General features: G+C 70.5%; 21 protein-coding genes. 12 read left to right on the forward strand and 9 right to left on the reverse strand.

Features of this window, described 5'->3' with window-relative positions; all coding sequences use genetic code 11:
- Positions 1-14 precede the first annotated feature (14 nt).
- The 4 genes from ACQEVG_RS12775 to ACQEVG_RS12790 are packed head-to-tail and all read right to left on the reverse strand — an operon-like array spanning position 15 to position 6417.
- Positions 15-929 (reverse strand): Pvc16 family protein, encoded by a 915-nt coding sequence (locus ACQEVG_RS12775; RefSeq protein WP_432981580.1) that lies wholly within the window; start codon positions 927-929, stop codon positions 15-17.
- Positions 926-3661 (reverse strand): eCIS core domain-containing protein, encoded by a 2736-nt coding sequence (locus ACQEVG_RS12780; RefSeq protein WP_432981583.1) that lies wholly within the window; start codon positions 3659-3661, stop codon positions 926-928. The genes ACQEVG_RS12775 and ACQEVG_RS12780 overlap by 4 nt, the downstream gene beginning before the upstream one ends.
- The gene (locus ACQEVG_RS12785) at positions 3658-5601 is read right to left on the reverse strand and encodes an ATP-binding protein (RefSeq protein ID WP_432981586.1); all 1944 of its coding nucleotides are present in this window, start codon (positions 5599-5601) and stop codon (positions 3658-3660) included. Before ACQEVG_RS12785 ends, ACQEVG_RS12780 begins: the two co-directional genes overlap by 4 nt.
- A 33-nt stretch (positions 5602-5634) precedes the next feature.
- Complete coding sequence (locus tag ACQEVG_RS12790; protein WP_432981589.1) at positions 5635-6417, reverse strand: LuxR C-terminal-related transcriptional regulator; 783 nt, start codon at positions 6415-6417, stop codon at positions 5635-5637.
- Positions 6418-6698: 281 nt separating this feature from the next.
- Between ACQEVG_RS12790 and ACQEVG_RS12795 the strand changes: the two genes are divergently transcribed.
- Positions 6699-7397 (forward strand): alpha/beta fold hydrolase, encoded by a 699-nt coding sequence (locus tag ACQEVG_RS12795; protein WP_432981592.1) that lies wholly within the window; start codon positions 6699-6701, stop codon positions 7395-7397.
- Between the two features lie 148 nt (positions 7398-7545).
- Here the strand turns inward: ACQEVG_RS12795 and ACQEVG_RS12800 are convergent, their stop codons facing one another.
- Positions 7546-8772 (reverse strand): branched-chain amino acid ABC transporter substrate-binding protein, encoded by a 1227-nt coding sequence (locus ACQEVG_RS12800; protein ID WP_432981595.1) that lies wholly within the window; start codon positions 8770-8772, stop codon positions 7546-7548.
- 394 nt (positions 8773-9166) lie between these two features.
- Here ACQEVG_RS12800 and rpe point away from each other — a divergent pair, with 394 nt between their 5' ends.
- From rpe to ACQEVG_RS12820, 4 genes are all read left to right on the forward strand, one after another.
- Complete coding sequence (rpe, locus tag ACQEVG_RS12805; RefSeq protein ID WP_432981598.1) at positions 9167-9853, forward strand: ribulose-phosphate 3-epimerase; 687 nt, start codon at positions 9167-9169, stop codon at positions 9851-9853.
- Between the two features lie 75 nt (positions 9854-9928).
- Positions 9929-10963 carry a sugar-binding transcriptional regulator gene (locus ACQEVG_RS12810; protein ID WP_432981601.1) on the forward strand — a complete coding sequence of 345 codons (1035 nt, stop codon included), beginning with the start codon at positions 9929-9931 and terminating at the stop codon, positions 10961-10963.
- Between the two features lie 226 nt (positions 10964-11189).
- A complete protein-coding gene (locus ACQEVG_RS12815) occupies positions 11190-12632 on the forward strand; it encodes a GuaB1 family IMP dehydrogenase-related protein (RefSeq protein ID WP_432981604.1) in 1443 nt (480 codons plus the stop codon).
- A gap of 181 nt (positions 12633-12813) precedes the next feature.
- On the forward strand, positions 12814-13689 hold the full coding sequence (locus ACQEVG_RS12820) for an RNA polymerase sigma factor SigF (protein WP_432981607.1): 876 nt from the start codon (positions 12814-12816) through the stop codon (positions 13687-13689).
- 147 nt (positions 13690-13836) lie between these two features.
- Here ACQEVG_RS12820 and ACQEVG_RS12825 read toward each other — a convergent pair whose 3' ends face one another.
- Both ACQEVG_RS12825 and ACQEVG_RS12830 read right to left on the reverse strand, forming a co-directional pair.
- Positions 13837-14238, reverse strand: coding sequence for an ATP-binding protein (locus tag ACQEVG_RS12825; RefSeq protein WP_432981610.1), 402 nt, complete (start codon positions 14236-14238; stop codon positions 13837-13839).
- A 33-nt stretch (positions 14239-14271) separates the two neighbouring features.
- Positions 14272-15333 (reverse strand): GDSL-type esterase/lipase family protein, encoded by a 1062-nt coding sequence (locus ACQEVG_RS12830; RefSeq protein ID WP_432981613.1) that lies wholly within the window; start codon positions 15331-15333, stop codon positions 14272-14274.
- A gap of 260 nt (positions 15334-15593) precedes the next feature.
- Between ACQEVG_RS12830 and ACQEVG_RS12835 the strand changes: the two genes are divergently transcribed.
- The 5 genes from ACQEVG_RS12835 (at position 15594) to ACQEVG_RS12855 (ending at position 20898) form a co-directional block, all read left to right on the forward strand.
- Complete coding sequence (locus ACQEVG_RS12835) at positions 15594-17936, forward strand: sensor histidine kinase (protein ID WP_432981616.1); 2343 nt, start codon at positions 15594-15596, stop codon at positions 17934-17936.
- Positions 17929-18357: a roadblock/LC7 domain-containing protein gene (locus ACQEVG_RS12840; RefSeq protein ID WP_432981619.1), complete on the forward strand. Its 429-nt coding sequence runs from the start codon at positions 17929-17931 to the stop codon at positions 18355-18357. Before ACQEVG_RS12835 ends, ACQEVG_RS12840 begins: the two co-directional genes overlap by 8 nt.
- Complete coding sequence (locus ACQEVG_RS12845) at positions 18354-18722, forward strand: DUF742 domain-containing protein (RefSeq protein ID WP_432981622.1); 369 nt, start codon at positions 18354-18356, stop codon at positions 18720-18722. Before ACQEVG_RS12840 ends, ACQEVG_RS12845 begins: the two co-directional genes overlap by 4 nt.
- Positions 18723-18965: 243 nt before the next feature.
- On the forward strand, positions 18966-20432 hold the full coding sequence (locus ACQEVG_RS12850) for an amino acid permease (RefSeq protein WP_432981625.1): 1467 nt from the start codon (positions 18966-18968) through the stop codon (positions 20430-20432).
- Positions 20433-20442: 10 nt separating this feature from the next.
- Positions 20443-20898, forward strand: coding sequence for an Lrp/AsnC family transcriptional regulator (locus tag ACQEVG_RS12855; RefSeq protein WP_432981628.1), 456 nt, complete (start codon positions 20443-20445; stop codon positions 20896-20898).
- Between the two features lie 19 nt (positions 20899-20917).
- On the opposite strand, the gene ACQEVG_RS12860 is transcribed toward ACQEVG_RS12855, so the two are convergent.
- The gene (locus ACQEVG_RS12860) at positions 20918-21472 is read right to left on the reverse strand and encodes a Repetin (RefSeq protein ID WP_432981631.1); all 555 of its coding nucleotides are present in this window, start codon (positions 21470-21472) and stop codon (positions 20918-20920) included.
- Positions 21473-21760: 288 nt separating this feature from the next.
- On the opposite strand from ACQEVG_RS12860, the gene ACQEVG_RS12865 reads away from it, so the two are divergent.
- Both ACQEVG_RS12865 and ACQEVG_RS12870 read left to right on the forward strand, forming a co-directional pair.
- The gene (locus ACQEVG_RS12865; RefSeq protein ID WP_432981634.1) at positions 21761-22558 is read left to right on the forward strand and encodes a carbon-nitrogen hydrolase family protein; all 798 of its coding nucleotides are present in this window, start codon (positions 21761-21763) and stop codon (positions 22556-22558) included.
- A gap of 48 nt (positions 22559-22606) precedes the next feature.
- On the forward strand, positions 22607-24301 hold the full coding sequence (locus ACQEVG_RS12870; RefSeq protein ID WP_432981637.1) for a flavin monoamine oxidase family protein: 1695 nt from the start codon (positions 22607-22609) through the stop codon (positions 24299-24301).
- An 85-nt stretch (positions 24302-24386) separates the two neighbouring features.
- Here the strand turns inward: ACQEVG_RS12870 and ACQEVG_RS12875 are convergent, their stop codons facing one another.
- Positions 24387-25091, reverse strand: coding sequence for a DUF5995 family protein (locus tag ACQEVG_RS12875; RefSeq protein ID WP_432981640.1), 705 nt, complete (start codon positions 25089-25091; stop codon positions 24387-24389).
- Positions 25092-25115 lie beyond the last annotated feature (24 nt).

A 25115-nucleotide genomic window follows, 5' to 3' on the forward strand; every position in this document is an offset into this window, starting at 1 on the left:
CGGCCTGAGCCGCTTCAGGTGAACTGCAGTTGGAGGAGCTCGGTGGTGGAAGCGGGGACCACGACTGCTACGGGGGGTAGGGCGGCGTGGCCGGCCGCGCGTGCCGTGACGAGGTAGTCACCTGGCGGGACGCTGTCGAGGACGAACGCGCCGTCGGCTCCGCTGAACGCCCGGGCGCGCAGCCGCCCGCCCGGGTCGGTGAGCGTGACCAGGGCCTCGGGTACGGGTACGGGGTTGCCCGCGTGCGGACCGCCGGCGTCCATGACCCGCCCGCCCACCGCGGCGAGGGTCTGCCGGGCGGGGGAGGGGGCGGTGCCCGGGCCCCCTTGGTCGACTGAGGTGAGCAGGGTGGTGACCACGCCGTCGACCGGCACCGGCGCGAGCACGACCGGCACGGTGACGACGAGCCAGACGGCAGGGCGCCAGGGGACGGCGCGCCCCATCGTCCCCCAGAACTCGGCGATCTTCGGGAAGCCCTCCGGGGGCAGGAGGTCGGTGTCGAGGGCGGCCTCCTGCCACGCCGTGGGGAGCGTGGCGAGTTCCGGCGGGGTGAGGACGTCGGCGGGCGTGAGTGCGCCGCGTTCGACGAGCGTGGCGACGACCTGCCCGAGGAGGGCGTGCTCGGCGACGGTGGCAGCGACCGCGGCGGAGTCCTTGGCGCTGTTCCAGGCGCTGAGCAGGTAGTGGCAGCGCAGCAGTAACGGGGGCCGCTCGCGGCGCACCGGGTCGCGCTCCACCCGGATCCCCGTGGAACGCCGGTGCCGGTCCTCACGGAGGTCCACGAGCGCACAGTTGAGCCACACACCCGTGCCCGCGCCCACGCGCTGACGCCACAGGTCGTCGGGCGGCTGGAACCCGATGCGCGTGGCGAGCTGCGGCAGCGCGGTCACGAGCGTCTGGCCCAGGACGAGGTCGGCTCCGTCGATCATTTCGGCGGCTCCAGTTCCCGCACGGAGATGTGGGGACGGATTCCGGTGACCTTCTCGAAGATCGCCGCCACCCTGGCCAGCAGTACGTCGTCACCGGGGTGCAACCGCGGTGTGATGATCAAGGCCGAGTGGCCGCGAGCAGGGTTGTTCAGGTCGCGCCAGAGCTGGTCCAGGTCGTCCGACGAGAGGGATTCCTTGTTCTTGACTTCGTAGGACCCGATGTCACCGTGCCTGGTCTTGTCGCCTGCGTTGTGGCTCACCCGGATCTTGCTCCCGCCGGTGAGATCGTCCCGTCCCGCGCGCTCCAGGTCATGCCCCCGCTCCTGCGGGGTCGCTCCCTTGACGGGCGCGACATGTGATCCCAGGGGATCGTGAAAGACCGTCACTCTGGACTCCGGGTTTTTCCGCAGGCCGTCCGCGCCGATGATTTCGAAGGGGGCCGGCGTCACTCCCTTGAAGGAGCGCAGGTCGGGGCGGCGGAACTTCTTCGGGTCGTACACGTCGTTCGGGCCAAGGCGTGGCTTGTCGGCCTCCTTCGCGGCCTCAGCGGCCTTGGCGCTCCGGGCCGCCTTCGCGGCGAGCGCGTCCCCCAGCTCCTGATTGCGCACACGGAACCTCCTCTTCGCCGCTCGATTACGGTCCGTCGCGTCCTTGGCCTCCGCGCGGGCCTTGGCCAGTGTCTTCTCGGCTGCCTTGAGGGCTTTTTCGGCGTCCCTGACCCGTTCCTTGGCCCGGGTGGACGCCTTGCGCGGCTCCTGGCGGGCACCCTTCGGTGCCTCGGCGTGGACGCCGGCAGCTGTGACCGCCGCCTTGCGGGCGACGTCGAGTTCCTTGTGCGCGTCGGCGACGCCCCGCTTGGCGTCGACAACTCCCTCGTCGGTGGCGCGCTTCCGCTCGACCGCTGCCTCAAGCCGCTTACGGGCGGCCTTGGTGGACAGCTGCGCCTCCTTGACGCTCTTGGCCCGGGGCTTCTGACCGGTGGCCGACGGACTCGGCTTGTGCGCCGACACCGGCTCCACGTTCGCACCAGCGGGCTTGGGGCCCGTCCCCGCCACGGTCTTCGCCTGAGGTACGGCGGACGGGGCAGGGCTCTGTTCGGGAAGACCCTTCGTGGAACTGATGGCCTCCGCAAGCTGGTTCTTCACGGCTTTCGCGCCGGCTCCCGGCGCGGTCCCCGCACCCGCGGCAGCGGGATGCGGTTCTGCCCCCGCGGTCGGCGCGGGCGGTACGCCGCCGGTCACGGCGGGCGGCTCGGTGCCCGCCGTCTTCGGCGGCGCCGGGACGGGCGGGGGCTCCCCGGTCGCGGCGGGGGACACCGGCTTCGTCGTGGTCGCGGGGTCCGGCGCGGGCGCGTCGCCGCCGCGTGCGGGAGGGGCGGATCCCTCGGCATCCGCCTTCGCGCCGGCCTGCTTGAGGGACCTGTGGTGACTGAGCGCCTGCTGTACGGCTCCGGCGACCAGGCGGATGAGCGCCTGGATGTCCTTGCGCAGGGCCTTGTCGCGTTCCTCGCTCTCCGGCTTGAGGTAGTCCTCGCGCAGCTGGGCCAGTTCGGAGGCGCCGGAGAGTGCGGTCATGCCGACGTCGACGACGACGGTGAGCAGCTTCTTCCCGGAGGACGCCGATCGCAGCCCGACGACATGCAGGAGGGCCCCGGCCACGGCCGTCCAGAAGCGGCGGTCGGAGGCGAAACCGTCGACGTTGTGCTGGACGGCGTCGACGATCGCCTTGAAGGCGCCGATCCCGCTGACCGCTTTGAGGGCCAGCTGGACCTCCTCCACGCCGACGAAGCTGAGCGCCACCTGGGCCCCGATCGCCCCCTTCAGCTGACCCACTTCGCGGTAGGTGAAGAAGCCCTCCTCCTTCTTCACGCCGCGGAACACGTGCTCGTCCAGCACCTTCTCCGCCGCGTCGAAGCCCTCCGTGATCTTGCCGGTGACCATCGGCGTGCCGGTGACGGGGTCGACCATGCCGTTGGCCACTGCCTTCGCCTTGATGGCGTTGAGCGCAGGCGCCCCCGGCACCGCCTCCTTGATGGCCGTCAGCGTTTCCTTCGAGGCACCGAGCTGGGTGCCTGCGGTGTCGATCGCCTTGTCGACGGCGGCCTGAGCCGCGTACGGCACCCAGGCGACGGTGTCCACGATCTGCCCGGCCTCGAGGGCCACGCCCTCGACCACACCCAGGGTTTCCTTGGTCTTGTCCCGGATCTTCTCCTTGGCCTTCGCCCACAGTGCGGACTTCCAGTCCTTCTCCTCCTCCTTGTCCTGGCGGGCCACCCCGACCGCGGCGGCGCCGGAGACGGGCGCCGCCATGCCGAGGGCGCTCTGCGCCGCGGCCGTCCGCGCCGCCCCCTCGGCGTGGCCGTGGGCGTGCCGGGGCAGCGCCGGTCCGGGCAGCGCCTCACCGAGATCGAGGTCGCCTCCGCCGCGCCGCTGCTGGACGACGTGCGCGAGTTCGTGCGCCAGAAGCATCCGGCCACGCGGGCTGTCCGGGTCGTACCCGCCGGAGCCGATGACGACGTGCCGCCCGACGGTGAACGCCGCGGCCTGGGCCTGGTCGGCGGCGGCCGCGCTCGCCGGTCCCGCATGGACCACGACGTCGCCGAACGGGGCACCGAGCGAGCGTTCCATGGTGCCGCGCACGTCCGCGTCCAGCCGACGCCCCTCGTTCCGCAGCAGGGCGAGCAGTGCCGGCGGGCGGCCGTCCCGGGTGGTGTGCTCGGGGGCGGTGGTCATGTGCTCTCCACCGCGCTGCGAGGTTCGGGAACGAGGCCGAGCTTCTCGTACTCGCGCTCGACGGCGCGGGCGAGACATTCGGCGTCGATCGGCCCTCCGGCGGCCCAGGCGAGGTGCGCGGCGGCGACGGCGATGTTGCGGATGTGGCCCCCGGCGAGCGGGTGCCGGTACGCGAGCGCGTCGAGGTCGACGTCGTCGGCGAGCACGGCACGCTCCGGCCAGACAGCGCGCCAGATCCGGGCCCGCAGGGCCGCGTCGGGGAACGGGAAGTGCAGGCAGAACGACAGGCGCCGGGCGAACGCCTCGTCAAGGTGGCCGAGGAGGTTCGTGGCGAGCAGGGCGACGCCCTCGTAACTCTCCATCCGCTGGAGGAGGAAGGCGATCTCCAGGTTCGCGTAGCGGTCGCGGGCGTCCTGCACCTCGCTGCGCTTGCCGAACAGGGACTCGGCCTCGTCGAAGAGGAGTATGGCGTCGGACTGTTCCGCGGCCGAGAAGATCAGATCGAGGTTGCGCTCGGTCTCCCCGATGTACTTCGAGACGGTACGGGCCAGATCGACCCGGAACAGGGGCAGACCGAGGTCACCCGCGACGAGGCGCGCCGCCAGGGTCTTCCCGGTGCCGCTCGGGCCGGCGAACACCGCCGTCAAGCCCCTTGGCTGGCCGGGCAGTTCGGCGAAGCCGATCCCGTCGAGTACGTGCGAACGACTGGCCGCCTGCCCGACCAGCTCGGTCAGTTGGGTCCGCAACGGCTTCGGCAGCACCAGCTCGGACCAGTCGCGGGCGGTGGTGAGCGGCGTGGCGAGCGCGGCCAGTTCCCGCCCGACGACACCCAGGGAGGCCGTGGTGACGTCGTCCGCGGTGACCGCGGGGATCCGGTCGGCGGGGGCGCGTGAGCGGCAGCGCGTCGCGATCGTCCTGGCCAGCTGCCCGACGTCCTGCGGATCGAGGTGCTCCCAGCGGCCCATCCGGTCGGCCTCCGTCGCGGCCACGCTCAACCCCCGGCAGCGCAGCTGGTCCACGAGGTGGAGCCCCCCGGACACCCCCGACGCCGCGCGGACGTCGAGGGAGACGATGTCCCGGCTGATGTCGTCCACGACCGGCACCGGCCCCACGACGACGACCGACGACAGGGTCTCCCACCGCGCCGGTGGCACCGACAGGGCGTCGCCCGTGACGATCACCACGGCCTCCCGCAGCAGGGCTTCCGCGGCCACCCGGGCGGCCGCGGGGAATTCCACCAGCGCCGCCGCCGCGACGGTGAGGACTGGACGACGGCAGCGCGCCGCGGCGTGCAGGGCGAGGCCCAGCGCGTCGGCCCGGCGCTCGCTCAGCAATGTGGTCAGGGTGGGTCCGGGCCCGCGCAGGCGCTCGATGAGCGCGTCCGCCGCCGCGCTGTCGGCGGGGGTGCTCGGCGCGGTGAGGTCGTCCCGGACGGCCGGGTACGTCGAGGGTTCGAGCCGTGTCACCCCGAACGTCCACCGCAGCAGGGCGGTGCTGCCGACGAGGGTGCTCTGCATCGAGGGACCCCACGGCGGTTCGCTGACGACGGGGTGGTCGGTCGGCGGCGCGACGTGGACGAGGCCCACCTGGGCCAGGGGCCCGCACTGGCCGAGCCGGGCGGCGACGGCGGCGCGCTCGGCCCCGGTGGCACCCACGAGGTCCGCGACGACGGACAGCGTCGGGCGCCGGGGCCCGGGGGAGCCGGTCAGCGCGGAGACGGCCAGGGCGAGGACCGGGTCGAGGTCGGGGGCGAGCGCCAGCGCCACCACGGTCAGGTCGAAGGCGTCGAACCCGTGCCGGAGCAGGGGGGCCGCGAGGTGGCCGGGCAGCGGAGGCATCGTGTCCGCCGACCACCCGGCGGCCTCGTCCAGGCCGCGGTCCAGGACGCCGCCGCACCAGCGAGCCAGCGGGTCGAGGTCGAGCTGTGTCGTCTCTGCCACCCCTCGACAGTGCCGGTGGACGGCCCGACCGGCCTATCCCCCGGGGCTGGTGAGCGGAGGTGGAGGATCGGATGGAGGGGCGGTCTCCACCCCACCTCCACCGGATGAGAGCGGGTCCGGTCCCGCCGTACCGAGGGCCGGACCCAGGTCGGAGCTGAAGACGATCTCCTCCCGCCGTCGCAGTTGGAGCTTGCGGAGGATGGCATGGATGTGTGTCTTCACCGTCGACTCGCCGACCACGAGGTGGCTGGAGATCTGCCGGTTCGTCAGCCCACGGGCCGCCAGCTCGGCGACCACCCGCTCGCGGGGCGTCAACTGCGCGGCGGCCGTGCCCGGTGGAAGTGGCGTCGGCCCGGACGTGGGGGGGCCGGCCGACATCACCGGCGGCGCCGGGCGGCGGCGCATCGCCTGCAGCAGCAGAGCGGCGATCCGCGGGCTGCAGGACGACTCCCCGCGTACGGCCAGCCGGATCGCGGCGACCACGTCGGGCAGCGGCTGATCGGCGTCCACGAACCCGGCCACCCCGGCCTCGGCAGCCCGGACGACCGCCTCGGCGTGATGCCGGCCGTGACCGATCCCGATGCCGACGAGGTGGGTGGCGGGAGCGGCGCGACGCAGGGCGCAGAGCAGGGGAAGCACTTCGGCTATACCGAAGTCGAGCAGGGCCACGGTCGGCTGGCGGGGGGTCAGCCGGGCCAGGGCCTCCGCCGCGGTGGACGCCTGCCCGACCAGGCGCAGCCCGGCCTCGGCCTCCAGGACCGCGACGAGGGCGTCCCGGTAGGCGCGTACCGGCAGGATGAGCATGAGATCGATCATGCCGTACCCGCCTCATGGGTCAGTGGGTCGGCATGGACGCGCCTCGGGGCGGAACAGCGGTCCTCGTTCATCCGTCTCCCCCTTACACGGAGCGGGCACGCGTAAGACATGATCGGGGAGGTCACCCCCGACTGATGCTCTGTCAGGTTATGCGGCAAGTATCGTGGCTGTCAGGTGGTTTCGGATCTGTCATATATTGCCAAAAATCCCGGATTTGCCCGATGATGAGCCATGGCGGGACGGGCCGAGCGGTTGTCAGACTGCTCCGCTACGTTGCCGCCATGACGGAATTCGTACTCGTTGCAGGCGCGTGGCTCGGATCGTGGGCGTGGGACGAGGTGGTGCCGCAGCTGCGTGCGGCCGGCCACGGCGCGCACCCGTTGACGCTGTCCGGCCTCGCTGACAAACAGGGCGTGCCGGCCGGGCAGCAGACCCACGTCCAGGACATCGTTGACGAGGTCGAACGCCAGGATCTGCGCGACGTCGTCCTGGTCGGGCACAGCTACTCGGGCATCCCGGTCGGTCAGGCCGCCGAGCGGATCGGCGACCGGCTGGCCCGCGTGGTCTTCGTCGACTCCAGTGTTCCGACCGACGGCGGGTCGTTCGTCTCCGGCTGGTGGGAGGGGCCGGCCAAGCTGGAGGCCTCGATCGCCGGGAACGGTGGATTCTGGGCACCGCTCACCGCGGCCGACTGCGACGGCCAGGGCCTCACCGACGAGCAGATCGCACGATTCGTGGGCGGCTCGACGCCGCACCCGGGTGCCTCTCTGGCCGAGCCTGCCGTGCTGGCGCGGCCACTCGGTGGGCTTCCGGCGACGTACATCAAGTGCCTGCTCGACGGCGCGGAGCCGAGCGACGACGTGGCCAAGCTGCTGACCAGCGAGCACTGGCGGCTCGTCGAGATGGACACCGGCCACTGGCCGATGTTCTCGCAACCTGGCGAACTGGCGCGGATCTTGCTGGACGCGGCCCGGGAGTGACGCAGTCCGAGCGCGCCGTGCGCGGCAAGAGCGGAGCAGCGGCGAGGCTGGGCTGTCCCTCCGTACGAGGCCGGGCTGTCCTTCCGTACAAAGAGGCCGGGCTGTCCCTCCGTACGGAAGGGAGAAGCCCGGCCTCGTAGCGCGTCGGTCAGCCTCCGAACGTGCCGGTGGTCTCCGGCTTCCACGCACCGCCCGTGACCTTGTAGACGGTGAGCTGCTTGTTGGTGGCGTCGCCGTACTCGTCGAAGGAGACCTTGCCCATGACTCCGTCGAAGGAGACCTTCTGCAGGGCCTCGGTGACCTTGGCGCGGGCGTCGGAGGGCAGCTTGCCGTCCTTGGCCACGACCTTCACCGCCTGGATGATCGCCCAGGCCGAGTCGTAGGAGAAGCCGCCGTAGGCTCCGTACGCCTCCTTGTACCCGGCCGCCTTGTAGTCCTCGATGAACTTCTTGGCGGAGGGCAGGCCCTCGACGGGCGCGCCGACGGACGTGGCCAGGTCGCCGTCGCCGCGGGCGCCGGTGAGCTTGAGGTACTCGTCGCTGTAGATCGCGTCGCCACCGATGAGCGGGATCGTGGCTCCCGACTTCTTGACCTGCGCGCTGAGCGGGCCGGCCACCGGGTACTCACCGCCGTAGTAGACGACGTCCGCTCCCGAGTTCTTGATCTCTGTGGCCACGGAGCCGAAGTCCTTGGCCTCCGGGTTGACGTGATCGGTGCCCACGACCGTGCCGCCGAGCTTCTTGAAGTGGGCGGAGAAGGTCGCGGCCAGGCCGGCGCCGTAGGTCTTCTTGTCGTCGACGACGAAGACCTTCTTCTTCTTGGCCGTGTTGTACAGGTACTCGGCGGCGAACGGGCCCTGGATGGCGTCCGTGGTCGCGGTCCGGAAGTACGTCTTGAACGGCCGGGCCTTATTGCCTGTGTCCCACTTGTCGCCCTGGGTGAGGGCGGGGTTGGTGTTCACCGAGACCTCGGCCACCTGGGCGGCGTCGAAGACCTTCTGCATGGACTGGGCCACGGAGGAGTTCAGCGGGCCGACGACTCCAAGGACGCTCTTGTCGGCGACGAGCTTGGTGGCGTTCTGCTGGCCCGAGGAGGGCTGTGCCTGGTCGTCCAGGGCCTGGACCTTGAAGGTGACGCCCGGCACCTCGTTGTTCTTGTTGGCCTGCTTGACGGCGAGGTCGACCGAGTTCTTCATGCCGAGGCCGAGAGCGGAGAGCTCCCCGGTCAACGGCGCGTCGAAACCGATGGTGACGACCGTGGAGCCGTCGCCGGAGGCGTCGTTGGCCTTGCCTGTGTCACGGGAGCCGCACGCCGTGAGCGAGAGTGCTCCGGCGGCGAGCGCGGCGGTGACAGCTATGAGAGAACGGTTGCGCACGATCGGTCCTTTCCCCTTCGAGGCGCTGACCGCGCTGGGACCGAAGATCGGTCCTCTGGCGCGTCGGCTGGCGTGACTCTAGATGGCGTCCACCGACGCGAGCAGAGGGGACGAACCGATGTGATTCTCTTGTTATGGCGCCGCTCAGGCGGAGGACTTCCCTTCATCAGGCCGGATCCGCGGTGACCATGCGGCCGGGCGCGTGTCAGTGACCGTCGGGCGGGTACGGCGGCCCTGTCCGGCCCCGTCCGGCTCCGGCGACGAGGCCCCATGCCCGTCGCGGAGGGCCGAAACGCCGGGATTGCGCGGACTGTGCTGATCCGGGGAGCCTCAGGTCCGTACCGGAGGCTGTACCGGGGAGGGGAAGAGCCCCGGAACATGGCAGGCTTGGCCCATGGCCGTACAGATCAGTCCCAGCATCCTCTCCGCCGACTTCTCCCGACTGGCGGATGAGGCGAAGGCAGTCGAAGGCGCCGACTGGCTCCATGTCGATGTCATGGACAACCACTTCGTGCCCAACCTCACCCTGGGCGTGCCGATCGTGGAATCGCTCAGCAGGGCGACGGACACGCCGCTGGACTGCCATCTGATGATCGATGACCCCGATCGATGGGCCCCGCAGTACGTCGAAGCGGGGGCCGGCTCCGTCACCTTCCATGTCGAGGCCGCGGCCGCGCCCGTGCGTCTGGCGCGCGAGATCCGGGCCAAGGGCGCCCGTGCCTCGATGGCGCTCAAGCCCGCCACGCCCATCGAGCCGTACGAGGACCTGCTCCCCGAGCTCGACATGCTGCTGATCATGACTGTGGAGCCGGGCTTCGGCGGCCAGGCATTTCTCGACATCATGCTGCCGAAGATCCGCCGTACCAGGGAGCTCATCGCCAAGCACGGCCTCGAGCTGTGGCTCCAGGTCGACGGCGGCGTCTCGGAGTCGACCATCGAGCGGTGCGCGGAGGCGGGCGCGGATGTGTTCGTCGCCGGCTCGGCGGTCTACGGAGCACAGGACCCGGCGCAGGCGGTGCGCTCGCTGCGTACGAAGGCGGAGCAGGTGATTGCCTCGGCGGCCTGGGCTTGCCACCACTGAGCCACAAGCAAGTGAACTCAGCCCATCAGGGCTGATCAAGAACCGTCGGATCTGACAGGATGACGGATCCGGAGTGTGTACAGCAGTGAGGAGATCGCGGTGTCGACGGGCCGGTCAGCCATGCGGATGGGACCCGCGGAGCTGGTGCAGGCGGCGGCCATGGCTCGCCGCTTCTATCTCGAGGGCAAATCCAAGATCCAGATCGCGGAGGAGTTCGGCGTAAGCCGCTTCAAGGTCGCGCGGGTCCTGGAGACGGCGCTCGAGCGTGATCTCGTACGGATCGAGATCCGTGTTCCCGCAGAGCTGGACGCCGAGCGCTCCGACGCGCTCCGCGCCCGCTACGGACTGCGGCACGCCGTCGTCGTCGAGTCTCCGGCGGAGGGCGCCGACGAGTCGCCCGACCCCGAGAACCTCGGCGAGGTGGCCGCCGATCTGCTGGGCGAGCTGGTCAACGAGGGGGATGTGCTGGGGCTGGCCTGGGGCCGGTCCACCATCCACATGGCCGCAGCGCTCGACCGGCTGCCGCCGTGCACGGTCGTCCAGCTCACGGGTGTGTACGACGCCGGGACCGCGGAGCGCGGCTCGGTCGAGGCCGTGCGCCGGGCCGCCCAGGTCTCCGGCGGCGAGGCCCACCCGATCTATGCGCCCATGCTGCTGCCCGACCCGGCCACCGCGGCGGCGCTGCGCAACCAGACCGGGATCGCACGCGCCTTCGAGTACTTCGACAAGGTCACGGTCGCCTGCGTCTCCATCGGCTCCTGGGAGCCGGGCATCTCGACCGTGCACGACATGCTCACCGACGAGGAGCGCGCGCACTACGCCTCGCTCGGCGTCGCCGCCGAGATGTCCGCGCACCTCTTCGACACGGAGGGGCGGCGGGTGGGGCGGGACCTGGGCGAGCGGTGCATCACGGTGGAGGCGGACCGGCTGCGCCGTATCCCCGAGGTGGTGGCGATCGCGGGCGGCCAGCGCAAGGCGGAGGCGATCGCGGCCGTACTGCGCTCCGGTCTTGTCACCAGCCTGGTGACGGACACGGCGGCCGCGGACGCGCTGCTTGTGGCGCGGCCGGGCCCGCGGCCGGCCCTGGACCGGGCCGACCCGGACGACTGAGCGCGGCCGTCCCGGCCCGGGCGGGCCACGCCGGGGCGGGACGGATGTCGACGGTGAGCCCGGCCACGGGGGCGGGTTCTTTGGAGGATCTGCTCGACGGCACGCCCATGCGCTGGAGCTTTCTCCCGGGCCTCGCATTCATACCGGCATGGGAGAATGAAGTACGTGCGATTTCCCCGGCTGAAATGCCCGGGGGCCAACTCCGATCGACTGGGATGTTCAGCACGTGCGTTTCCTCAATGACCTGAAGCCGCCGTACGACCTCACGTATGACGACGTATTCATGGTGCCGAGCCGCTCCGCCGTCGGCTCCCGCCAGGGCGTGGACCTCTCCTCGCCCGACGGCACCGGTACCACCATCCCGCTGGTCGTAGCGAACATGACCGCCATCGCGGGCCGTCGGATGGCCGAGACGCTCGCCCGCCGCGGTGGCCTCGTCGTCATCCCGCAGGACATCCCGATCGAGGTCGTCACCGATGTCATCTCCTGGGTGAAGACGCGCCATCTGGTGCTCGACACCCCCATCGTGCTGGCGCCCACCCAGACCGTCGCCGACGCGCTCTTCCTGCTGCCGAAGCGGGCGCACGACGCGGGCGTCGTCGTCGATGCCGACCAGCGGCCGATCGGCGTCGTCACCGACGCCGACCTGTCCGGGGTCGACCGCTTCACCCAGCTGTCCGAGATCATGTCGAAGGACCTGCTGCTGCTCGACGCGGACATCGACCCGCGCGACGCCTTCAACAAGCTCGACGGCGCGAACCGCCGCTACGCCCCCGCCGTGGACAAGGACGGCCGCCTCGCCGGCATCCTCACCCGCAAGGGCGCGCTGCGCGCGACCCTCTACAGCCCCGCGGTCGACGACCGGGGCCGGCTTCGCATCGCCGCCGCCGTCGGAATCAACGGCGATGTGGCGGGCAAGGCCAAGCAGCTCCTCGACGCCGGTGTCGACACCCTCGTCGTCGACACGGCGCACGGTCACCAGGAGTCGATGATCAGCGCGATCAAGGCGGTCCGCGGGCTCGACCCGCAGGTGCCGGTCGTCGCGGGCAACATCGTCGCCGCCGAGGGTGTGCGCGACCTCGTCGAGGCCGGCGCGGACATCATCAAGGTCGGTGTGGGACCCGGTGCCATGTGCACCACCCGCATGATGACGGGCGTGGGCCGCCCGCAGTTCTCGGCCGTGCTGGAGTGCGCCGCCGAGGCGAAGAAGTACGGCAAGCACGTCTGGGCCGACGGAGGTGTGCGCCACCCGCGTGACGTCGCCATGGCGCTCGCCGCCGGTGCGTCGAACGTCATGGTCGGCTCCTGGTTCGCGGGCACGTACGAGTCGCCGGGTGACCTGCACCAGGACGCCGACGGCCGGCTGTACAAGGAGTCGTTCGGCATGGCGTCGGCCCGCGCCGTCAAGAACCGTACGAGCGAGGAGTCGGCGTACGACCGAGCCCGCAAGGGGCTGTTCGAGGAGGGCATCTCCACCTCGCGCATGTACCTCGACCCGGCCCGTCCCGGCGTCGAGGACCTGATCGACTCGATCATCGCGGGCGTCCGCTCCTCCTGCACCTATGCGGGCGCCGGTTCTCTCGAGGAGTTCGCCGAGAAGGCGATCGTCGGCATCCAGAGCGCCGCCGGCTACGCCGAGGGCAAGCCGCTGCACGCCAGCTGGAACTAGGTCAGGACCTGGGGGGACGAACCACCCGCGTCCGGCCGTCGCGATCGTCGCGGCGGCCGGACGCGGCGTTTCCCGCGCCCTCTCCGCCGAAGTTTCCTGTCAACTCGCGGAATTCGCAGGCATGTGTTGAGTGAGCCGGGGTATACGCGCCCTGCATTGTCCACGAGCAGGGGAGGACGAAGTGTCCACGGCGAGCACGGTCGCGACCGAACTCACGCAGCCTGGAACACAGCGCCCGAACATGGCGGAGCTGGATCTTCCGGATGTACCGAATCCTGGGGGAGTGGCCCCGAGCGACGCACGTCAGATCTCGAAGATCTTCTTCGTGCGGCTGGCCTCGCTGGAGGAAGGTACGCATGAGCACCAGTACGTTCGGAACACGCTCATAGAACTGAACCTGGCCCTGGTGAGGTACGCGGCAGGCCGGTTCCGCAATCGGGCCGAGCAGATGGAGGACATCGTCCAGGTCGGCACCATCGGGCTGATAAAGGCGATCGACCGGTTCGAGCTGAGCCGCGAGGTGGAGTTCGCGACGTTCGCCGTCCCGTACATAGTCGGCGAGATCAAGCGGTTCTTCCGCGACACGAGCTGGGCCGTCCATGTGCCGCGCAGGCTGCAGGAGTTGAGGATAGATCTGGCCAAGGCGACCGACGAGCTCTCGCAGCGGCTGGACCGCTCGCCGAGCACGGCCGAGCTCGCCGAGTACCTCGGGCTGGACGAGGAGGAGGTCATCGAGGGCGTGGTGGCGAGCAACGGCTATACGGCCGGCTCGATCGACATGCCCGTCGACGACGCCTCCGACCATGCGCCGGTGCCGCTGTCCGACCGGCTGGGCGCGCCCGACGCCGATCTGGAGATAGCGGAGAACGTCCAGGCGCTCAAGCCGCTCATCCAGGAGCTCGACGACCGGGACAAGAGGATTCTGCGGATGCGCTTCGGCGAGGAGATGACCCAGTCGGAGATCGGCGTGGAACTGGGCGTCTCGCAGATGCATGTGTCCCGGCTGCTGACGCGCATCACCTCGCGGCTGCGCGAGGGCCTGCTCGTCGTGGAGTGACCCCCCACGGGAGAAGCGGCGTCCCGGCCGGCCGGGGCGCCGCTTCTGTATGAGTTGTGGGACGGGGCGCCGCTTCGGCATGAGCTCATGATTCGGCATGAGCATGAGCTCATGAGCTTTGGGTGAGCTCCGGTTGGGTGGCTTCGGTCAGCCCGCCTGTACGGCCTCTACCGGTGGCCGCATCCAGGTCGCCTGTACACGCTTGCCGTTCGGCAGCGGGCAGACCTCGACCCGCTCGGCGAGTGTGAGCACCATGTGCCAGCCGAATCCGCCGCCACCGGTGAAGTCGGGCTCGCGCGGTACGGGCGGCAGCGGGCTGGAGTCGTCCATCTCCACCACCAGCGCGTCCTGCCCCGCCGTCAGATGCAGCCGCCACCAGCCGGCGGTGTGCCGTGCCGCATTGGCGACCAGTTCGGAGACGACCAGCAGCACCGCGTCCAGGTCGGCCCAGGGGCAGTGCTGCACCAGGAACTCCGCGGTGGCTCCTCGGGCCCCCGCGCTGTCCCTGTGGGGTGAGTGGTCGATCACCACATGCGGTTCTGCGTTCATCTCCGCTCGCATACCCCACTTGTCGCACTTTTATCAGCTGGTGCCCTCAAGAAAGTTCGTACGGAGCGCTTCGGCTACCGCGGCCGCGATCGCGGCATGGCCCTCGTCATTGGGGTGCACGCCGTCGGCCAGCTGTCCGGGGCCGATCAGATCCCGCCCCGGCAGCAGCGCGAGCCGCTTGTCGCCGGGCCGGCTCGAACCACCGGACCCGCGGGCCCCGCCGGACCCTGCGCACTCACCGGACCCGCCGTCCATGCGGTCTCGTACCGCCTGCTCCATGGCCGCACGCAGCTCGGCGAGCGTGGCGCCCAGCCGGTTCGGACTCTGCTCGGCGTCGGGGCGCAGCACCGGGGAGACCAGGAGCAGCGGGGTGTCCGGATGCCCCTGCCGTACGAGAGCGAGGAACGCGCGTGTCGTCTCGTACAGGAGCGGGGCCGAGCAGGGAATGCCGGTCCAGCAGTTGGTGCCGAAGGCGAGGGTGATCACATCGGCGCGCAGGTCCGAGAGCTGCTCCGCGATGGGCAGTTCGCCCCTGGCCGTGCCCGCGTAGCCGAGGTTGACCGTGTCCAGGCCGAGTGTCCGGCCGGTGGTGGCGGGCCAGGAGTGGGCGGGGCGGGTTGACCACCAGCCCTCGGTGATGGAGTCGCCGTGGACCAGCCAGCGAGGTTGCCGGGGTGCGGGCACGAGGGAGCCGCCGACGGCGCGCAGGCCCAGGATCACGGCGGACTGGGTCTCCGGCGGATGGATCGTGAACGGCGCGTTCGACCCTGTGGGGAGCGGGATGGTGACGACAGCCTCCTCGGCCGGCCCGGCGATCGTCTCGGACACCAGGCGCCCGTCCTGCCAGAGGGCGAAGCAGTGGGCGAGCTCCCGCAGAGCGTCGGTCCTGCCCGGTACCGAGGCCCGGTAGCGGAGCTCGACCCCCTGCGCGCCCTCGGCGGTGAACTCCAGCCGGACGCCGATGGGCAGGGCAGCGCGCTCGGCGGTGTCCCATGGCAGCCGGGCCAGATCCGCCGGGTCGGCGCGCACCGGGCGCCCATCGTCGTCGAGCCAGGCCACGCCGCGCAGAAAGGGGCTGGGGTCGAGCCAGTTCACTGAGATTCACCTCGCGAAGACGGTCGGTCTGCGGCCGGGGGTCAGCGGGTTGTCCTCCGGGTGGGCAGTCGGGCCGGGACTCCGGGGGATGTTCCCCCCGGCTTGGGTTGGTTACCTGCAGGAATATTGCGCTGTCCATGCCACTTCCCGTAGCTTGACTGCCCCTACCCGACGGTAACCTTCGCTGATCAGTTGTCCTATTGCTCTCTGGGGAAACCATGCGCCGGCGACTGCGCCGACCCACGATCCGTGGACGGATCGTGACCCTGACGGTCGTACCCGTCATCGCACTGATGGCGCTGTGGACGTTCGCCATGGTGTCGGTGACCGGGGACCTGCGGGCCCTGATTCGCGTACAGGGTGTGTACGAGAGTTTCGGCACCCCGGTCGACACGGCCGTCGGCCAGATCCAGATCGAACGACGGATCTCCGCCCAGTATCTGGGCGCGGGACGCAAGGAGAGCCCGGTCGCCGTCGCCGCGCTCACCGCGCAGCAGCGTTCGACGGACCGGGCCGTGCGCGCCATGCGCGAGGCGATCGGCAATCAGGAGCGGCGCCAGGACCTGTCCGACCGTCAGCGGCAGTCTCTCGATGAGATGGCCGACGCCGTCGACGGGCTCGAAGACCTGCGGGACAGGGTGATGGCCCGCACGATCTCCTGGGACGGGGCCGTCGAGGCGTACACCGCAATGGTCGAGCCGACCTTCGACGTGCAGTCCACGCTCACGGCGCTGCAGGCCGGTCAGATGGCCCGTGAGGCGCAGGTCGTCGTCGAGCTGGTGCGAGTGAGGGAGTTCGTCTCGCACGAGGACGCACTCGTCGCCGGGGCGCGCGCCGCGGGGGAACTCAGCGACCGCCAGTACGACACACTCACCGCCACCATCGAGGACCGGCGGGTCTTCCACCGTACGTACGTCGCCGACCTCCCGGGCGACTCCCGGCAGCTGTTCACGGACTTCGAGCAGAGCGCGGAGTACCGGTCGCTGACCGCGGGCGAGGACGCCCTGCTGCGGGCGGGCGCGTCCGGTGCGGGCAAGGCCATGGCCGCGGACTCCTGGCGGAGCACGACGGACCACGCGGTGCAGCGGTACATGCTGCTGTGCACGCAGTCGGCGCTCAACACGGCCGACCGCGGCCGGGCCTTCGCCTACCGAGAGATGGTCAAGGCGGCGGTCGTCGGTGTGGTCGGACTGATCGCGGTCGGTCTGTCGATCCGGTTCTCGGTGGTCGCGGGACGGCGCGTCTCGCGCCGTCTGGAGGAGCTGCGCGACGCCGCCGAACTGCTGGCCACCCGCCAGCTGCCGGAGGTGATGGAGCGGCTCGGCGCGGGCGAGGAGGTCGACGCCGCCGCGGCCGCCCCGCCGCTGGACTTCGGCGACGAGTACCACGGCATCGACGAGATCGGCCAGGTCGGACAGGCCCTCAACACGGCTCGCCTGGCGGCCGTCGAGGCCGCCGTCAAGCAGGCGACACTGCGCCGGGGCGTCTTTGCCGTACTGCTCAATATCGCCCGCCGCAACCAGGCACTGGTCCACCGCCAGTCGAAGCTGGTCGACACGCTGGAGCGGCGTACCAGCGATCCGGACACGCTGGAGGACCTGTTCCGGATCGACCATCTGACGACCCGGATGCGCCGACACGCGGAGGGGCTCATCATCCTCTCCGGTGCCACGCCGGGCCGCCGGTGGCGCAAGCCGGTGCCCGTCGTCGACATCGTGGCGGCGGCGGTCGGCGAGATCGAGGACTACACCCGTGTCGTGGTGCCGCCGATGCCGCCGGTCGGCATCAGCGCGGAGGCGGTCGCCGACGTGGTCCATCTCGTCGCCGAACTGGTCGAGAACGCTGCCGTGTTCTCCCCGCCCCACACCCAGGTGACCATGCGGACCGGGCAGGCCCGTAACGGCTTTGTGCTGGAGATCGACGACCGCGGTCTCGGCATGGACGCGGACGAACTGGAGCAGGCGCACGGGACGCTGGCCCGTCCCGGTGACTTCGACCCGGCGCAGGACGAGCGCCTCGGTCTCTACGTCGTCGGCCGGCTCGCCGAGCGGCACGGCATCGGGGTCACGCTCACCAGGTCCCCGTACGGCGGCATCACGGCCGTGGTGCTGCTGCCGCACACGATCCTCGCCCCCGTCGACCAGCCGCCCGCCGAGGAACCGGAACAGAAGCCGCGGCCCGTGCGGGCCGTGCCCGCCGCGCGGGCGCTCGAGGCCGTGCCGCCGGTGCACGACCGCGCCGCCGATGAGCCCGCACCGGCGTCGTCGGACGGGACGGGCCCACCGGTGCACGGGCTGGCGTCGTCGGACGGGACGCGCTCGCCGGTCCAGGGGCCGGCGTCGTCGGACGGGACGGGCCCGCCGGTCCAGGGGCTGCCGACCCGGGTGCGTCAGGCCTCGCTCGCCGCCCCGCTGCGCGATGCGCCCGCCACCGAGCCGGAGGGCTCCGAGCGCGAGGTGTCCGCGGAAGAGATGCGCTCGATCTTCGGGGCTTTCCAACGGGGCCTCGATCGCGGCCGCAAGGGCGATACGGTCGGCTCCGAGTCGCCGGGTTCCGCACCGCGCCCCCGCACGACAGATGAAGGGACGGCCGACGATGGCTGACGAAAACACCGGCGACCAGTCGGGCCTCGGCTGGCTCCTCGACGATCTGCTGGCCAGAACCGACCACGTCCGCCAGGCGGTGCTGCTGACGGCGGACGGCCTGGCCAACTGTGCCTCCCGGGGCATGGTCCGCCGGGACATCGAGCATCTGTCCGCCGTGTGTGCGGGCTTCCACAGCCTCGCCAAGGAGACGGGCGACCGCTTCCAGGCCGGGAACGTACGGCAGACCATGGTCATGCTCGACAACGCCTTCCTCTTCATCACACCGGCCGGTGACGGCAGCCGGCTCGCGGTGCTCTCCGACATCGAGACCGACGTCGGACAGCTCGCCCACGAGATGGCGCTACTGGTCAAGCGAGTGGGACGGCATATGGCCGTCCCGACGCGGTCGGCCGCCGAGGCCACCACGCCCGATCCGTGAGCGACCACTGGTACGAGGACGAGACCGGGCCCCTGGTACGGCCGTACACCGTCACCGGCGGCCGGACCCGTCCCGCCTCCGAGCACCATATCGATCTGCTGTCCCAGGTCACGGCCCTCGACACGGTCGATCCCGAGCCGCGGCTCGACCATGCCCGCAGGTCGCTGCTCGAGCTGGTGCGCCGTGCGCCGCGCCCCGTCGCCGAGGTCGCCGCCGACGCGGACCTGCCGCTGACCGTGGTACGCGTCCTGCTCGCCGATCTTGTCGACGCGGGCCTCGTCAAGGTCAGCGCCCCGGTCACCCACGAGGGCTTCGACGACCCTGATCTGCTGCGCGAAATCGTCGATCGCCTTCGGGAGTTGTGAGGCTCTCCTTCATCCGAGCGCAATGTTTCCCCGTGGCGCCCGTCATCGCGCAATGATCGTCCGCCAATGCGCAACAACGATGCATTACGGGCCGAGCCGACGGCTCATAGGCTCAGGCTCCGTACCAGGAGTGGCGGAGACCGCCTGCTCGGCGGTCCCCCTCATGCACGGGCACATCCGTCATGCCCGTGGGCCGCAGCCGGTCAACCCGTCGCCGACCCTCAGCCATGAAGGAGCCCCGCAGTGCTGGACCACGGCGAAGCCCCACCCACGACCGAGCAGGCCCCCGCCCCGAGCCAGGGTCTCGGCGCCCGGCTGATGCGGCGCAAGCCCGTCGAGGCCCTGATCGCCGAGGGCGGCCAGGGTGAGGGCGGCACACTCCGCCGCTCGCTCACCATGTGGCAGCTCACGATGATCAGCATCGGCGCCACCCTGGGCACCGGCATCTTCGTCGTGCTCGGCGAGGCCACGCCACTGGCCGGCCCGGCCGTCGCCATCTCGTTCGTCGTTGCGGGCCTGACCGCCCTGTTCTCGGCGCTCTCCTATGCCGAACTGGCCGGTTCCATACCGGTCTCCGGCTCTTCGTACTCGTACTCGTACGCCACCATGGGCGAGGTCGTCGCCTGGATCTGCGGCTGGTGTCTGATCCTGGAGTACGGCGTCTCGGTCGCGGCTGTGGCCGTCGGCTGGGGCGAATACCTCAACGAGCTGCTCGACGGCACCATCGGTGTGACCATCCCCGCGGCGATCTCCGCTCCGCTCGGCGAGGGCGGCTTCATCAACCTGCCGGCGCTGGTCGTCGTGCTGCTCGCCATGGTCTTCCTGATGGGCGGCGCCAAGGAGAGCGCCAGGGTCAACTCGATCATGGTCGGTGTGAAGATCGTGACGCTGCTGCTCTTCATCGGCATCGGCTTCATGGGCATCAAGGCCGGCAACTACACCCCGCTCGCCCCGCTGGGCGTCACCGGGATCAGCGCCGCCGCGGCCAGCCTCTTCTTCTCGTACATCGGCTTCGACGCGGCCTCCACCGCCGGTGAGGAGGCGAAGAACCCCAAGCGGGACCTGCCGCGCGCGATCATGCTGTCGCTGCTGATCGTCACCGTGCTGTACTGCCTGGTCGCGCTCGTCGCCGTCGGCGCCATGCCGTGGCAGGACTTCGAGGGCACCGATGCGGCCCTCGCCCAGATCATGAAGGACGTCACCGGCCAGAGCCTGTGGGGCGTGGTGCTCGCCGCGGGCGCGGTCGTCGCCATCGCCTCCGTGGTCTTCGCCGTGCTCTACGGCCAGACCCGCATCCTGTTCGCCATGTCCCGCGACGGCCTGGTCCCCAAGCTGTTCGCCAAGGTGAACCCGCGTACCGGTGCCCCGCGCGCCAACACCGTCATCGTCTCGATCTTCTGCGGTGCCCTAGCCGCCTTCATCCCGCTGGGCGAACTGGCCAACGCCACCAGCATCGGCACGCTCTTCGCCTTCGCACTGGTCAACGTCGCCGTGGTGATCCTGCGTTACAAGCGCCCCGACATGAACCGCACGTTCAGGGTGATGCTCTTCCCGGTCACCCCGATCCTCGGCTTCCTCTTCTGCGCCTACCTGATGTACACGATGCCGAGCACCACCTGGATGGTCTTCGGAGGCTGGATGGTCGTCGGCCTCGTGTTCTACTTCGGTTACGGCATGCGCCGCTCCCGACTGGCCACGGCAGAGAAGTGATCCACCCGCAGTGCGACTGAACGATCTCGACGAACGCATCGTCCACGCCCTCGCCGAGGACGCCCGCCGCTCCTATGCGGACATCGGCTCCGAGGTCGGCCTCTCCGCGCCCGCCGTCAAGCGGCGGGTCGACCGGCTGCGCGCCGAAGGTGCCATCACCGGATTCACCGTTCGGGTGGACCCGGCGGCGCTCGGCTGGGAGACCGAGGGCTACGTCGAGATCTACTGCCGCCACAACACCTCGCCCGACGACATCCGCCGCGGCCTGGAGCGCTATCCGGAAGTCGTGTCCGCCTCCACCGTCACCGGTGAGGCGGACGCGATCGTCCAGGTCTTCTCCTCGGACATGCGCCACTTCGAGCGGGTCCTCGAGCGGATCGCGGGCGAGCCGTTCGTGGAGCGCACCAAGTCGGTGCTGGTGCTCTCGCCGCTGCTGCGGCGGTTCTCGTCGGGCGCGCCCGCCTGAGCCGGCGGAGCCCGGGCTGTCAGAACTCCGGGTTCCAGGGCACGACCTTGAAGTCGCCCGTCCCGGCCTTGACCTTCTCGAACGGCGCCGAGCCCACGCATGTGGGCAGGTCCTTGGTCTCCACCGGGCTGCCCGTGGAGGCCCAGCTGTAGCCCAGCCGGTCGTTCCTGCCGACGTCGTGGACGGTGATGCCGACCCGCTTGCCCTTCGCGCCTTCCAGGTCGGACTTGGTGATGACACCGCTCACCACGGCCACCTTGCCGCCGGTCAGCAGGCAGTCGACCTTGGCCTCGGCGAAGGCGCCCCGGCCGTTCAGATAGTGGCTGAAGCGGAAGGTGCCGGTCGCCTTCGTCGGGTCGTCGTTGTCCTTCGCGGCCAGATGGGCCTCGAAGCTGAAGGTGATGTCGTCGCCGAGCGACCGGTAGAGCTTCGCGGAGCCCGTCAGCGCGGCGGCCTCGCGGGCTCCGCCGTCGCCATCCCCCGAGGCGACGGCGGAGCCCGCGGCTCCGGCAGTGATCAGCAGCGCCGCCCCGATGGCGGCGATCTTCGTACGGCGGTGAGCGATGCGGCTCATGACAGGCCCTTTCGGCAGGTGATCCAACGCCCACCACTCTTCCGGCGGCGGCTCCCCGGCACATCGAGCCAGGGGCTTTACCGGTGCTCCGCCGCCCGGCGGGGAGTCTCCCGTTCGTCTCCGACCGTGGTCTGATCCCGGCGCACGCAACGAATCACCGCCACGGGTGTGCATCGCGCAATGGATCGACCATCGACGCGCAACGGTCCCGCCTTGTCCGGGCGGGAGTCCGGACCGTACCGTTTTTAACGTCTTCTTCACCCCGCACCCATCGCCCCGAGGTTGCTCATGCCCCCGCTGCGCACCGCACTGCTCCAGAGTTCCGGACGGCCGGGCTCGGTCGCCGAGAACCTCAAGGTGCTCGACGATGCCGCGAGCAATGCCGCTGCCGCCGGCGCCCGGCTGCTGATCTGCCCCGAGATGTTCCTGACCGGGTACGCGATCGGTGACGAGGTGCCGGTGCTGGCCGAGCCCGCCGACGGCCCCGGCCCCCGGGCCGTCGCGGAGATCGCCCGCCGCCACGGCATCGCGGTGATGTACGGATACCCCGAGCGGGACGGCGAGACGATCTTCAACTCCGCGCAGCTGATCGGCCCCGACGGAGTGAGCCTCGCCAACTACCGCAAGACCCATCTCTTCGGCTGCTTCGAGCAGCAGTGGTTCACCCCGGGGGAGGAGCCCGTCGTCCAGGCGGAGCTCGACGGGATCAGGGTCGGCATGCTGATCTGCTACGACGTGGAGTTCCCGGAGAACGTACGGGCGCATGCCCTCGCCGGCACCGATCTGCTGCTGGTGCCCACCGCCCAGATGCACCCCTTCCAGTTCGTCGCGGAGTCCCTCGTGCCGGTGCGGGCCTTCGAGAACCAGATGTACATCGCGTACGTCAACAGGACGGGCCCGGAGGGGGAGTTCGAGTTCGTCGGTCTCAGCTGCCTGGCGAGCCCCGACGGAACGACCCGCGTCCGGGCCGGCCGCGGCGAGGAACTGGTCGTCGGCGAGGTGGACCCCGCCCTGCTGAGCGCCTCGCGCCAGGCCAATCCGTATCTGCGTGACCGCCGCCCCGGTCTGTACACGTCCCTGATCTGAACCCTCCCCGCTCGCCGCGCACGCTTTCCCGCAAGGAGTCCGTACCCCATGACGTCCACGGTGCCCACCACTGCTGTCCAGCACAATGACGAGCAGCCGCCGATCACCATGTTCGGTCCGGACTTTCCGTACGCGTACGACGACTTCCTCGCCCACCCGGCCGGCCTGGGGCAGATACCGGCGACCGAGCACGGCACCGAGGTCGCGGTCATCGGCGGTGGACTCTCCGGCATCGTCGCCGCGTACGAGCTGATGAAGATGGGCCTCAAGCCCGTCGTCTACGAGGCCGACCAGATCGGCGGCCGGCTGCGCACCGTCCGCTTCGACGGCTGTGATGACGAGCTGAGCGCCGAGATGGGCGCCATGCGCTTCCCGCCCTCCTCCACCGCGCTGCAGCACTACATCGACCTGGTCGGCCTGACCACGGAGCCCTTCCCCAACCCGCTCGCCCCCGTCACCCCGTCGACGGTCGTCGACCTCAAGGGCGAGTCGCACTACGCGGAGACCATCGACGACCTGCCGCAGGTCTACCGCGATGTGATGGACGCGTGGAACGCCTGCCTCGAAGAGGGCGCGGACTTCTCCGACATGAACCGCGCCATGCGCGAGCGCGACGTGCCGCGCATCCGCGAGATCTGGGCGAAGCTGGTGGAGAAGCTCGACAACCAGACGTTCTACGGCTTCCTCTGCGACTCCGAGGCCTTCAAGTCCTTCCGGCACCGCGAGATCTTCGGTCAGGTCGGCTTCGGCACCGGCGGCTGGGACACCGACTTCCCCAACTCCATCCTGGAGATCCTGCGCGTCGTCTACTCCGAGGCGGACGACCACCACCGCGGCATCGTCGAGGGCAGCCAGCAGCTGCCGCTGCGGCTCTGGGAGCGCGAGCCGGAGAAGATCGTGCACTGGGCGCAGGGCACCTCGCTGTCCTCCCTGCACGAGGGTGAGCCGAAACCGGCCGTGACCCGGCTGCACCGCACCGCGGGCAACCGGATCACCGTCACCGACGCCTCCGGCGACATCCGCACCTACAAGGCGGCCGTCTTCACCGCGCAGTCCTGGATGCTGCTCTCCAAGATTGCATGTGACGACTCGCTCTTCCCCATCGACCACTGGACGGCGATGGAGCGGACCCACTACATGGAGTCGTCCAAGCTCTTCGTCCCGGTCGACCGGCCCTTCTGGCTGGACAAGGACGAGCAGACCGGCCGGGACGTCATGTCGATGACGCTGACCGACCGGATGACGCGCGGCACCTATCTGCTGGACAACGGCCCTGACAAGCCGGCCGTCATCTGCCTCTCGTACACCTGGTGCGACGACAGCCTCAAGTGGCTGCCGCTGTCCGCGAACGAGCGGATGGAAGTCATGCTCAAGTCGCTCGGCGAGATCTACCCGAAGGTCGACATCCGCAGCCACATCATCGGCAACCCGGTCACCGTGTCCTGGGAGAACGAGCCGTACTTCATGGGCGCGTTCAAGGCGAACCTGCCCGGTCACTACCGTTACCAGCGGCGGCTCTTCACCCACTTCATGCAGGACCGGCTGCCCGAGGACAAGCGCGGCATCTTCCTCGCGGGTGACGACATCTCCTGGACGGCGGGCTGGGCCGAGGGCGCCGTGCAGACCGCGCTGAACGCGGTGTGGGGTGTGATGGCCCACCTCGGCGGCACGACCGACCCGAGCAACCCCGGCCCCGGTGATCTGTACGACGAGATCGCACCGGTCGAGCTGCCGGAGGACTGAGACCAACCGTCCGGGGCCCGGCCGCGATCCGGCCGCCCCCGGACGGTGTTCACCTTCTCGGGCGCCGACCGCGCGTCGGGGCTGTTCACGGCCAGGGTGTGAGCAGGCAGCGCCCGACGAGGCCGACGCCGGCGTCGAGGCGCTGCGTGAACTCCTCGGCCAGATCCGGGAGTTTCCGCACTCCCCAGAGCAGCCGCGCCGCCGACCAGGCTCCGTCGCGGGCCCGCTCAAGGCTCCAGGAGCCGAGCAGATGCGTGAGCGGATCGGCGATCTCCAGCAGATCGGGTCCCGGCATCAGATCCTCGCGGATGCGCTCCTCAAGGAGCGTGAGGATGTCGCCGACGCGGTCGAACTCTCCCTCCAGATCGGCCGGTTCGCAGCCCAGCGCGCAGCAGGTGTCCACCACGGCGAGCGCCAGATCGTGCCCGATGTGGGCGTTGATCCCGGCGAGCGCGAACTGCAGGGGCCGTACGCCGGGATGGCGCCGGTACTGGAACAGCGGCCGCCAGCAGGCCGGCGGGCGGTGTCCGGCGGCCGCCGCGTCCACGGCCGTGAGATAGCGCCGGGCGAAGAGGACATCGAGCGTGACGGCGGCCCGCCGGTCGGCGAATTCGCCACCGCCGATGCGCCGGCCGATCTCCTCCGTCACCGCCAGATAGACCCGGTTGAAGACGGCGACCCCGTCCGTCGCCGGCCACTTCGCGCGGAACGAGCGCATGCGCTCCACCACGGAGCCGACCGGGGTCGGGCGGTGGTCGGCCCGTGTGTCGAACTGTTCCGTCTGTGCCATTCAGGCAGCGTCCCAGCCGACCGC

This window comes from Streptomyces sp. CA-135486 (assembly GCF_050936555.1).
Taxonomy (GTDB): domain Bacteria; phylum Actinomycetota; class Actinomycetes; order Streptomycetales; family Streptomycetaceae; genus Streptomyces.